This window comes from Neobacillus soli NBRC 102451, assembly GCF_001591665.1.
In the GTDB taxonomy this organism is placed as follows: Bacteria; Bacillota; Bacilli; order Bacillales; family Cytobacillaceae; genus Neobacillus; species Neobacillus soli.
Map to the genome: position 1 here is coordinate 30,903 of NZ_BCVI01000033.1, position 11,731 is coordinate 42,633.

At 39.4% G+C, this 11,731-nt stretch carries 10 protein-coding genes; 9 read left to right on the forward strand and 1 reads right to left on the reverse strand.

Annotation, left to right across the window (positions count from 1 at the left end; genetic code table 11):
• Positions 1 to 190 precede the first annotated feature (190 nt).
• The 8 genes from BSO02S_RS11915 to BSO02S_RS11945 all read left to right on the forward strand — a co-directional run bounded on the left by BSO02S_RS11915 (position 191) and on the right by BSO02S_RS11945 (position 7,747).
• Positions 191 to 823, forward strand: coding sequence for an FMN-dependent NADH-azoreductase (locus tag BSO02S_RS11915; RefSeq protein ID WP_066067083.1), 633 nt, complete (start codon positions 191 to 193; stop codon positions 821 to 823).
• Between the two features lie 157 nt (positions 824 to 980).
• A complete protein-coding gene (locus tag BSO02S_RS11920) occupies positions 981 to 1,520 on the forward strand; it encodes a hypothetical protein (RefSeq protein WP_066067085.1) in 540 nt (179 codons plus the stop codon).
• Between the two features lie 64 nt (positions 1,521 to 1,584).
• Positions 1,585 to 1,734 carry a hypothetical protein gene (locus BSO02S_RS27065; protein WP_157081447.1) on the forward strand — a complete coding sequence of 50 codons (150 nt, stop codon included), beginning with the start codon at positions 1,585 to 1,587 and terminating at the stop codon, positions 1,732 to 1,734.
• Positions 1,735 to 1,847: 113 nt separating this feature from the next.
• Complete coding sequence (locus BSO02S_RS11925; protein WP_066067088.1) at positions 1,848 to 4,001, forward strand: DUF5011 domain-containing protein; 2,154 nt, start codon at positions 1,848 to 1,850, stop codon at positions 3,999 to 4,001.
• Between the two features lie 805 nt (positions 4,002 to 4,806).
• Positions 4,807 to 5,535: an amino acid ABC transporter ATP-binding protein gene (locus BSO02S_RS11930; protein ID WP_066067090.1), complete on the forward strand. Its 729-nt coding sequence runs from the start codon at positions 4,807 to 4,809 to the stop codon at positions 5,533 to 5,535.
• Positions 5,536 to 5,552: 17 nt separating this feature from the next.
• A complete protein-coding gene (locus tag BSO02S_RS11935; protein WP_066067091.1) occupies positions 5,553 to 6,362 on the forward strand; it encodes a transporter substrate-binding domain-containing protein in 810 nt (269 codons plus the stop codon).
• Positions 6,363 to 6,430: 68 nt separating this feature from the next.
• Positions 6,431 to 7,084, forward strand: coding sequence for an amino acid ABC transporter permease (locus BSO02S_RS11940; RefSeq protein ID WP_066067092.1), 654 nt, complete (start codon positions 6,431 to 6,433; stop codon positions 7,082 to 7,084).
• Between the two features lie 12 nt (positions 7,085 to 7,096).
• On the forward strand, positions 7,097 to 7,747 hold the full coding sequence (locus tag BSO02S_RS11945; protein ID WP_066067094.1) for an amino acid ABC transporter permease: 651 nt from the start codon (positions 7,097 to 7,099) through the stop codon (positions 7,745 to 7,747).
• 96 nt (positions 7,748 to 7,843) lie between these two features.
• On the opposite strand, the gene BSO02S_RS11950 is transcribed toward BSO02S_RS11945, so the two are convergent.
• Positions 7,844 to 9,562, reverse strand: coding sequence for a sigma-54 interaction domain-containing protein (locus BSO02S_RS11950; RefSeq protein WP_066067096.1), 1,719 nt, complete (start codon positions 9,560 to 9,562; stop codon positions 7,844 to 7,846).
• 358 nt (positions 9,563 to 9,920) lie between these two features.
• Between BSO02S_RS11950 and BSO02S_RS11955 the strand changes: the two genes are divergently transcribed.
• Positions 9,921 to 11,642 (forward strand): N-tau-methylurocanate hydratase, encoded by a 1,722-nt coding sequence (locus BSO02S_RS11955; RefSeq protein ID WP_066067097.1) that lies wholly within the window; start codon positions 9,921 to 9,923, stop codon positions 11,640 to 11,642.
• The last annotated feature ends 89 nt before the right edge of the window (positions 11,643 to 11,731 follow it).

An 11,731-nucleotide genomic window follows, 5' to 3' on the forward strand; every position in this document is an offset into this window, starting at 1 on the left:
TTTATGTGATTTTGATTAAATTCCCGGGAACAGGATTTGAGTCTGACAGAGAAAGGTCTTTGGGCTTTTTTATTAAATGGTGATACTTACCTTCATATCCAAATGTATTTCGGTTGACGATTAATTGTAATTCATATATTATTAATCCGAGATAAATTCAACCTAGATGACTAAAAGGAGATTTAAATATATGAATGTATTAGTTGTTAAAGCAAATAACCGTCCAGCTTCTGAAGCTGTTTCAAGTAAAATGTATGAAACTTTTATGGAAAATTTAGAAGGCGTAAATGTCACAACTTACGATGTTTTTGCAGAAGATATGCCTTACTTTGGCCAAGATTTATTTAATGCTTTTGGTAAGATGCAATCAGGTGAAACGTTGACAGATGTTGAGCAACGTATTTTAGCTGCAAAACAAAAAGCGATGGATGTCTTAACAGCAGCAGATCTCGTTGTGTTTGCCTTCCCACTATGGAACTTAACAATCCCAGCTAAATTACAAACATTTATCGACTATGTATATGCAGCTGGTTTTACCTTCAAATATGACGAAAACGGCCAATTAGTCAGCTTAATGACTGATAAAAAGGCGATTATTCTGAGTGCACGCGGTGGCATTTACTCTACTCCAGAGGCTGCACCAATGGAAATGGCGGCAACTTATGTGAAAAACGTTGTTGGCGGTGTATTCGGTATGGAAATCGTGGATGAAGTTATCATCGAAGGGCACAATGCAGCTCCAGACAAAGCACAAGCCATTATCGCAGAAGGTTTAGCAAAAGTGGCAGAGGTTGCTAAAAGAAATTCCGCAGTCCTAGTTTAAACATTCGTAGCTTACTAAGGGTGTCAGGCACCATGTGAACTTTTCACATGGTGCCTGACACCTTTTTCTATTTATGGTTCATGCATTTTACCACAGCCTGCAGTTTCTTTCCCCTAAAAAATGGTACAATTAAAATTAAAAAGGGAGATTAGTGGAAATGAAAATAAGGGAAGTGAGTATTGGAGTTATTGTTGTTTTTATCGTTTTATTGGCGTTTGCAGGTTATATGATTTTTATTAAAACAAAAACTACTCCAACAGGTATTCCATTAACACCACAAAAGGCGGATGACACATACGGGGCAGGGGATATGAAACAAAAAAATCAAGAAATAGAAGATACTCTTGTAGGAATTGTATTTGACAATGCTGAACAGGATGCTCGTTTTCGAAAATTAGTCGGAGAGGATTATTCCCTCTTTTTGGATACCTTTATGATCGTAACGGATGAGGAAGATATAGACGGCTTTGGGTCTAAGGTGAAAGGTGGATTTATCCGGGGATTAGAGAACAGCGATTATGGGGTTATTATGTTCAATAATACCCATATGTGGGCCGCTGTTACTCATTCTGATAACGACTACAACCTAGCCATAAATTACTATACAAATGACCCTAAATTTAAGAAAAAGCTGCCCAAGACGATCAAGAAGTACCTTCCGGAAGGCTATGACAATATTATTTATAAATCAAAATAACGATTCTTTCATATGAAAGGGATCTTATGTATTATGGTAAATTGAAAGAAAGGAATCAATCGTGATGGGAACGTTTGATATTCGTTATATTTCGAAATCTGAACAAGTGGAATTGATCTACCAAAATGGAAAAACGGATGTTTTAGCATCTGTACTCCGACAGGCCTTGATTATCGAAAATGTGGTATGGTTTAAAGAACGGAATCATCATTGAAATTTTTTAAATCAATATTTCATTATTAAAAAAGGAAAAAATCTTAAATCCAATCGAAACAATGACACCGTGGGAATGGTTCGCATGGTCTTTAAGGGAGAGTGAATGTTACTTTGAGAAAGATCATTTGTTATGTCGTCATTTTTACGTGCTTTGTCGCTTTCTTACCTATTCCGACATCTGCAGAAATAGAACAAGAGAGCCCAATTACATATATTCCGAACGATGACAATTTGCTAGTTGGGAGTATTGATCGGGAAGGGCAAATTTGTACCTATGATATTACGCCTGCATCTAGTGGAGATATGGTGATTTATAAAGCAAATGATCTAAGAATATGGCCTGTCTTATATGATGAAAATATGAAACAAATGGACGTTATTCGTGATCCATCGGTTTTTCATGTAGAAAAAGGACACCATTACTATTTAAAGGTACAAATGGTGATTAATATTCCTGAAACAACGGGTGAGTACAAATTTAAGATTATTCTTCCAAGTGACACTCCATCTTGGAATAGTAAATATGAGCCGAACGACACGCTCGGGCTGGCGTATCCTTTTCAAAGCGGACAGATACTATCGGCAGATATAGAGTTTCCTAGTGATCGTGATCTCTACAAGATAGATGTCACAAAAACGGGTGAAATCTTTGCAACAATAACAAATCAAGATTATTTTATGCAGATATTTGACGAAAGCGGAAAGAATTTAAATTGGTATATTCAAACGGAATCATATGGAGAAAGTGTTCGTAAGTGGGTCACACCTGGTCGGTACTACATATCGATTGGTTCGAATATAAGAGAGAAAATTCCATATCGTTTACAAATCACTTATCCAAATAATAATATTAATTTAGTACAGAATTCTTTTGGTGAACCAAATAATGTATTACAGGAAGCAAAGCTTCTTGAACGGGATAAACTATATCATTTTAAATTTGAAGATGAAACAGATGTGGATTGGTACAAATTTGTTCTCACTGAACCCAAACGAATAGTCATTGAAGGTACACAAGAGCAATTTGGAATTGGGCCGATAGAGGGGTATAGTGGAAATGGAGAATTGGTTAGGGAAATTTCACATTACTGGAATACTCAGTCTCAGCCTGATTATTATCAACAATATTCCGATGTTCTTCCTCCAGGCACATACTATATTTTTGTGTTCAGATACAATAAATTTATAAAATCGGGAAATTACACCTTAAAACTCACGACTGTTTCGGTTGATGACATCACATATGCAGACACTAAACGGCTTCCTTTAAATCAACCATTTACTTCGAAAATGGATTATTCATGGGATAAGGATCCTTTTGTATACATGGACACAGCTTTTGATGGATGGCTCCAGCTTCGTGTTCACTCTAAGTTTCCTTCAGGGCTGGAAATATTTTATGATTATGGCAATCAAGAAACCCCAGTAATTACACGAGATGGCAATGATACCGTCTATACTTTTCCTGTAAGGAAACAAACATATTACTATTTAAATATATTTGCGCTCAATGGTGAATATGGGGATTCGTCAACTTATACAATCTTAGCAACAAGAAAACCAGAAACAGCTCCTGAAATTACTGGCGTAGTTGATAAAAGCATTCCAATCGACACAGAATTTGATCCAGCGGCGGGAGTGAAAGCAAGGGACACTACAGATGGAGATTTAACATCTTTTATCCAAATAAGCGGCACTTTTAATGTTAAGGTCAAGGGAGTTTATTGGCTAACGTATACCGTTAAGGACAGCTGGGGATATGAAAAAAAAGTTACCCGTAAGATAACCGTATATGATAACGTAAAGCCGTTGCTAAAAGGAATAACAAACAAAACCATCTACATCAATTCAGCCTTTAATCCGCGAACCGGGGTAGGAGCGTATGATAATGTGGATGGAAATTTAACTTCGGCTATTAAAATTAGCGGAACAGTCAACACCAAGGTAAAAGGAGTTTATGCTCTGACTTACTCGGTAAAAGATAGCTCAGGCAACACTTCCACAATTGTCCGGAAAGTAACAGTAAAAGACAATATTAGGCCAGTCATTTACGGAGCAAAATCGAAGACAATAAAAAAATACTCTTCCTTTCGCCAAAGATCTGGTATAACCGCAAAAGATAACTCCGATGGGAACTTAACTAGCAAAATCAAAATTAGCGGATCAGTTAACACTCGGAAAAAAGGGACGTACACCTTGACCTACTACGTGTATGATAAATCAGGAAATAAAGCAACCGTCAAACGAAAAATCACTGTGAAATAAGCTAATGGTTGTAAGTGGCAGGATGCATCCAGAGAATTTCCAGTATTATAGGAAATCCCTAAAAGGGATTTTTTTTTGCTTTTTCAACTTATATTAGAACATTACTCCTCGTTAGTGGGATCATTACACAATATTGCGCGTAGATTGAATTTGCACATTTTTGGCCAATTCTGTCTTACTTGCCCTGGTGGCTTATGAAGGAAATTCCATGAAGTTTCCCCCAATAACGTCTATTGGATACCCTTTTCAATATTTTTTAGTAGGAACGTGTCCCAATAGCGCCCGTCTACTTGGATGTTTGAAAGGGTCTTCAGCCTAAAAGTAGAAGTAGAACCCGTCTGTGGGGAAAATACAATGATTTAGTAGAATAATGAAGGTTGGAGAGAAAGTAATCAGAATTTGTGGAAAGATGAGTTATTGTCTGGGAAATTTTCTTAAGAATCTCGACAATTTTCTTTTTTTAGTAGCAGTGCCATTGCCTATAGAACGGCAGTTTAAGCCGTTCTAACCAAACGATTGAATAGTATAATATAGCTGGAATTTAGTCGAAAAGATGTCAGGATTTTAGGATTAAACGATCTTGAACAGTGGGTAGTTTCTGATTTACGTAAGTTACAGAGAGGGGTAAAATTATCAGGAATATTTCCAAATTTCCGAATTGGTGTTTACTTGATAAGGAATAAAATGTAGTATATCTATATACCGTTAATTATTTGTCTATTCTAAAGAGTCGAAAGTTTGCTTCTTTTGGCAATTTGACAGGGTACATACTGTACAAAAAAAACAACAGAGAGGGGGATGGGGGATGATTCGGTTTGATTCTGTAAACAAGTATTATGGAGACTTTCATGTTCTCAAAAATATAAATCTAGAAATTAATAAAGGTGAAGTGGTCGTTGTTATTGGTCCTTCTGGATCGGGGAAGAGTACGATGCTTCGCTGTATTAATCGGCTGGAAACGATTACTGACGGAGAATTGACCGTTAACGAGTTGAAAGTAAATGATAAAACAACAGATATCAATCAGTTAAGGCGAAATATCGGTATGGTATTTCAGCACTTTCACCTATACCCGCATAAAACCGTTCTTGAAAATATTACGACCGCACCCAAGATGGTATTGAAACAATCGAAAGAGGAAGCTGAAAAAGTGGCAAGGTATTACCTTGATAAAGTGGGTATACCTGATAAGGCAAACTCTTATCCATCTCAGTTGTCGGGGGGCCAGCAGCAAAGGGTTGCGATTGCAAGAGGACTTGCGATGAAGCCGGAAATTATGCTGTTTGATGAGCCTACATCTGCTCTGGATCCAGAAATGATTGGCGAAGTGCTAGACGTTATGAAAACGTTGGCAAAAGAAGGGATGACGATGGTCGTCGTTACCCATGAAATGGGATTTGCAAGAGAAGTGGCCGACCGGATTATCTTTATGGATCACGGCCAAATACTTGAACAGGGAAAACCGGCTGATTTTTACGCGAATCCAAAAGAAGAGCGAGCTCGCCTATTTCTCAGCCGTATATTAAATCATTAAACTTAAGGGGGATTTCTATGTTTAAGAGTAAAACTACTAAAATTGCCGGTGTTCTTTTATTATCGGCTTCCATGCTTCTTTCAGCGTGCGGCAAGGATAAAGAAACATCAGGTTCCGCAAAAAATGCTTTAGAACAAATTAAAGCAAACGGTAAAATTGTCATCGGTGTAAAGTATGATACAAGATTATTTGGACTTAAGAACCCATCTAGCGGCGAAGTAGAAGGTTTTGATATTGATATTTCAAAAGAGTTGGCAAAAGACATTGTTGGCGATGAGAAAAAGGTTGAGTTTAAAGAGGTTACATCCAAAACTCGTATTCCGATGTTAAACAATGGCGATATTGATGCGATTGTAGCAACAATGACGATTTCAGAGGAGCGCAAAAAAGAAGTTGATTTCTCAGATGTTTACTTTGATGCAGGACAATCACTGCTCGTCAAAAAAGGAAGCTCAATCAAGGGCCTTGAAGATTTGAAAAAGGGTACAAAAGTTCTTGCAGTTAAAGGCTCAACATCTGCAATCAATATTCGCGAAAAGGCTCCGGAAACAACTGTTTTGGAATTTGAAAACTATACAGAGGCTTTCACAGCATTGAAATCCGGTCAAGGCGATGCTTTAACAACGGATGATTCTATTCTATACGGAATGGTTGACCAAGATGCAAACTATGAGTTGGTCGGCGGAACGTTTACAGAAGAGCCTTACGGAATTGCCGTTAAAAAGGGAAATAAAGAATTAGTTGATGCGATTAACAGCGCTTTAAAGAAGATGAAGGATAACGGAAAGTACGATGAAATTCACAAGAAATGGATCAAATCTAACTAACATCTTCTGTTATCGGGATGGGTAACAAGTGCCCATCCTGACTACTTCTTAGGAAAGGGGAGATCCATATGATTGATTTTTCAATACTGATAGATAACTTGGATACATATTTAGAAGGATTTAAGAACACTATACTGGCCAGTATCATTGCGCTGATCGGGAGCTTTATTATTGGCGTGATTGTAGCCGTAATGAGAATCTCACCGATTAAACCTTTAAATTGGATTGGCAGCGTATATGTTGAGTTTATCAGAAATATTCCTCTTCTTATCATAACTTTCTTCTTTTATATCGGTCTTCCTTCAATCGGTGTAACCTTAACCGGATTTGTGGCAGGGACGATTGCTCTTGCCATTTATACGGCTTCATTTATTGCGGAAGCGATTCGAGCTGGCATACAAGCTGTACCGAAAGGTCAAATGGAGGCAGCAAGATCATCGGGTCTCACTTATTTGCAGGCAATGTGGACAATTATTTTGCCGCAAGCGATCAAAATAGTCATTCCTCCAATTGGCAACCAATTTATTAATCTTGTAAAAAATTCCGCTATTTTGGGAATGGTTGCCGGTTTAGACTTAATGTACTTCGGTGACCTTGTATCCTCCCATACTTTTGTTACCTTTGACGTCTATATTTTTGTAGCGTTGTTTTACCTTGTGTTAACAATACCATTAAGTCTGGGCGTTGGTTATTTGGAAAAACGCTTGGCTAGAAGCCATTAAGGAGGGGGAATTATGGATATTGCAGGAGCTCTCTCAGTCGATCATTTAAAATTCCTCGCTGATGGTTTTAAGGTGACACTTTTTATTGCCTTTATTTCTATTATATTAAGCTTTATTATTGGCATTTTATTAGGGACGTTACGATTTGCAAAAATTCCATTCCTATCGAAGGTCGTGGCAGTGATTGTCGAAACGATTCGAAATATGCCGCTGCTGCTTATCATTTTCTTTACCTTTTTTGCCCTGCCGGAAATAGGAGTGAAGCTAAGCCCCACGGCTGCAGCGATATCGGCACTGACTTTGTTTGAGTCAGCGATGCTGGCTGAGATTGTCAGAAGCGGCTTGAATTCCATCGATAAAGGACAAATTGAAGCGGCCCGTTCATCAGGGTTAACGTATATCCAAACATTACGGATTGTTGTCATGCCACAAGCCTTAAGGCGAATGGTTCCTCCGATTGTCAGCCAATTTATCTCTTTATTGAAGGACACTTCGCTGTGCGTGGTTATTGCTTTACCAGAATTCATGCATAATGCCCAAATTGTCTATGCCCAAAATGTGAATTACGTTATTCCGATCTTTGTCGTCGTGGCGTTGATGTACTTTATTGTGAACTATTGCTTGTCGTTAATTGCCCGCAGACTTGAAAGCAAGCAAGCATAATTAAGATGAAATCTGCACGAAAAATAGGTAGTACCAAAAAAGGAAGCTGTGACGCCCATGTCACAGCTTCCTTCGCTATTATTGGTATAAACTTCATTAACTTGGCTTTTCTAATCCATGTTTTTTGATATGGTATTGCAGACTTTGGCGTGTAATGCCAAGCTTTTTGGCAGCTTTAGAGATATTCCAATCTGATTGTTCCAATGTCGATTGAATAAAATGTTCCTTTGAGTTAGCAAATAGGGATTTCAGTGGATTTTTTACGACTTCCTCTATTTCAGCTACTGACCCGAGCCCCTTATTGTCCACCAATATCTTTCTCCTCATATAGGCTGGCAGGTGATCCACATCAATGATTGGATCAGACTCGCTTACGCGGATAATAATATTCTCAACTAGGTGCTCTAATTCGCGCGTGTTACCTGGCCAGTTGTATTGATAAAGAGTGGTCAGTAATCGTTTCGACATGGCCGGGACGGATTTATTGAATTTTTCCTGAAAGCTTTCGAGGAAATAATCAATAAAAAAGTGAATATCTTCTGTGCGTTCACGTAGTGGCGGAATGAAAAGACTTGTATGGGCAATTCGGTAAAATAAATCAAGCCGCATTTTTCCGTCTGCAATTAATTTCTCTGGATCTTCATTGGAGGCACTGATTACGGTGCACTTAACAGGCGTTATTTCGTTCGATCCTACCCTGCGCACGATTCGTTCCTGTAACACCCTTATTAGCTTTGATTGCAGGGTGATGGGCATCGAATTAATTTCATCAAGAAAAAGTGTGCCGGCACCGGCATGTTCAAAAAGACCAATCTGATTGACTGCGCCGGTAAAGGCCCCTTTTACGGTACCGAATAAAGTGCTTTCTAATAGATTCTCGGGAATGGCCGCACAATTGATGGCGATAAAGGGCTGCTTTGCCCTAGGACTATGATTATGTATACTTTGTGCAAAAAGTTCTTTTCCCGTCCCCGTCTCGCCGACAATGAGAACATCCGTATTGTGAACGGCGATATTTTGCGCTTCTTTTAATAGATTTTTCAGTGCCAGGCTGCTTCCTTTAATATTCTCAAAGGTAAAAGTGGTTCCGTTGCTGAATTCACCATGATTTTTTTCCGTGGGGAGTTCCTTTCGCTTTTGTTCAATGGTTTCATAAAGTTGGTCTCTCAGCTTTGATTCATTTGTACTTATGGAGTAAACTGCAACGGTTTCTCCATCTTTTTGGATTGGAAAGGTACTATAATTGACATATTTCGGAACGCCATTAACCTTAGAATGGGCCCTGTATCTTGAGAAGATGGGCTTTCCCGTTTTAAAGGTATGTCGATGTTCTGAATTCTGCGGTTTATCGTAGCCATAGGCGGACCAAAGTGGTTTCCCAATCATCTCCTGTCTATTTAAGCCCTCCATTTTTTCCTGTGCTAGATTATATAATAATATTTCTCCCTCTTGATTGCTCATCATGACGCCTTCGTTTAGGGTATCGATCATTTTTTCAAGACAATACAAACGCATTTTTGGATTTTTTAATAGGTCAGATGCATCCTCAAGGCAAAGAAGGGTATAGAGCTGATCGAGTGAAAGATGCTTTACCTCGATTGAAAATTTCCTTTGGTTGATCGTAAATGAATAGGTTTCATTTTCGGCAAAACACATCTGTTCACAGGGAATTAATTCGCAAATAGGCATTCCTTCGATGATATTTAGGACAGGGAACTCTTTCGTTTCATGCCAAATAACCTGATACTCTTCATTTAAAACAATGACCCCGCTAACAAAACTTTTCATTAAAGAACCGATTGATGCTGCAAACACGGCATGACCCCCTGATTCATTGACATCCAGTTTCTATTATAATATTTATTTATTATTTTAAATAGTCTGAATGCAGATTCCCTCTGCACCCTAACCCTTATTTATGCAAAATTAATCTGCTCTAACAAAATGTAACCGGTTACAACGCTAAACTCCAATTTGCACCGACCGTGTCGAAAAACTGCAAAAAACATCTGCGTTATTTTTGGTGAAATGGACCTGGACAGTGCGCCTTTTTTAAAATAAGTGCCTTTAAAAAGGGGAATTATAGAAAATTCACGCTAATTAAATAAGTTTGGCACGGAAATTGCAATATACATATATGAGTGGTAAAAACATTTAATTAGGGGGAAGAAACATGTCAAAACCAGAAATCTTATATTCAGTAAAAGCACAAAGAGGGCCAGAACTCCGCTGTAAAGGCTGGAGACAAGAAGCAATTTTACGAATGTTAGAGAATAATATGGAGAATGCCGAGAAACCAGAAGAACTGGTCATCTATGGCGGGATCGGGAAAGCGGCTCGGAACTGGGAGTCCTATCATGCCATTGTGAAATCCTTAAAAGAGTTAGAAGATAATGAAACACTTGTTGTTCAATCGGGAATGCCTGTTGCGGTATTTAGAACACATAAATATGCTCCAACGGTTGTGATGGCGACAACGAATATCATGAAAGCGGACTGGCCAACTTTCTATGACCTTCAGGATAAGAACTTAACGATGTATGCCAATTATACGGCGGCACCGTGGGAGTATATTGGGACACAAGGTGTCATCCAAGGAACATTTGAGACGCTTTCGGCGATTGCCCGTCTTCACTACGATGATTCCCTTGTTGGAAAAATCCTTTTAACAGCTGGAGCCGGCGGGATGGGCGGTAACCAAACAAGAGCGATGACCATGCATGGCGGTGTGGCGATTCTATGTGACTCGAATATTGAAATTATTAATCGGAGAATTGAAAAGAAATTTATTGACTGTGTCGTAGATTCATTGGATGAAGCAATTGCAATGGCAAAACAGTATGCGGCTGAAGGGAAGCCACTGGGTGTTGCTATCGTGGGCAATGCTGCAGATATTTTTGAAGAATCAATCCAAAAAGGCTTCTTGCCAGATATTGCAACCTCGATGACACCGGCGCATGACCCCATCTCCTATCTGCCAGCAGGCTATTCGGTAGAAGAGGCGGAACAATTGCGTGACACGAACCGGGAGCTTTATTTAGAAAAAGCCCGCGAGACAATGATTCGTGAGTTGAACGCGTTAATTAAATTCTTGGATCTTGGCGTTCATTCCTTTGAATACGGCACAAGCATCCGCAAAGAGTGTATCGACGCTGGAATGGATGCGAAAGAAGCAAAGCGTCTTCCTGGTTTCGTTGCGGAATACATCCGTCCGTTGTTCTGCGAAGGCCGTGGACCTTTCCGCTGGATTTGTCTATCCGGGGAAGCCGAAGATTTACGGAAAATTGACGATATGATACTGGAAAAATTCAGTGATGACTTGCTTGTCACACGTTGGATCAAGCTTGCGAAAGAACATATTCCTATTGAAGCACTTCCAGCACGTATTTGTTACATGGGCTTTGGTCAGCGTAAAGCCTTTGCATTAGAGGTAAATGATATGATTCGACGCGGCGAGCTTGCCGGACCAGTTGCCTTCTCTCGTGACAACTTAGACTCCGGTTCGATTGTGAACCCAACGTTTGAATCTGAAAATATGAAGGATGGCGGCGATTTAATTTCAGACTGGCCGGTATTGAATGGTTTATTGAATGCGGTTGGCATGTGTGACCTGATTGCGCTTCAAGCAAACTATTCCATGGGTGAAGCGGTTCATACGGGGGTTACGATGGTAGCGGATGGAACAGCCGAATCGGACATGAGACTGGAAGTGGCGATGACTGTTGACTCTGGAATTGGGGTGGTCCGCCATGCACAGGCTGGTTATGAAACGGCCCGTGAGGTAGCGAACGGAAAGGGGAAATTAACGAAGGACAGCATTAAGATTCCGCTTTGGTGGTCACCAAAGGCAACCTTCGGACCCAAAGATTTAGAGCGTGAAGGTGTGAAATCGTAAGGTGAAATGGCTGGGGGAGATTTCTTCGAAAAGAGTTGAAACTCTCCCTTTTAAAGGTTCCTGCCAATGCATGCATCATTTTTTCCAAG

Bases quoted from the DNA above. Each gene is read 5' to 3' on its own strand.
- BSO02S_RS11915 (WP_066067083.1), top strand. From the start codon at position 191: ATGAATGTATTAGTTGTTAAAGCAAATAACCGTCCAGCTTCTGAAGCT.
- BSO02S_RS11920 (WP_066067085.1), top strand. From the start codon at position 981: ATGAAAATAAGGGAAGTGAGTATTGGAGTTATTGTTGTTTTTATCGTT.
- BSO02S_RS27065 (WP_157081447.1), top strand. From the start codon at position 1,585: ATGGGAACGTTTGATATTCGTTATATTTCGAAATCTGAACAAGTGGAA.
- BSO02S_RS11930 (WP_066067090.1), top strand. From the start codon at position 4,807: ATGATTCGGTTTGATTCTGTAAACAAGTATTATGGAGACTTTCATGTT.
- BSO02S_RS11935 (WP_066067091.1), top strand. From the start codon at position 5,553: ATGTTTAAGAGTAAAACTACTAAAATTGCCGGTGTTCTTTTATTATCG.
- BSO02S_RS11940 (WP_066067092.1), top strand. From the start codon at position 6,431: ATGATTGATTTTTCAATACTGATAGATAACTTGGATACATATTTAGAA.
- BSO02S_RS11945 (WP_066067094.1), top strand. From the start codon at position 7,097: ATGGATATTGCAGGAGCTCTCTCAGTCGATCATTTAAAATTCCTCGCT.
- BSO02S_RS11955 (WP_066067097.1), top strand. From the start codon at position 9,921: ATGTCAAAACCAGAAATCTTATATTCAGTAAAAGCACAAAGAGGGCCA.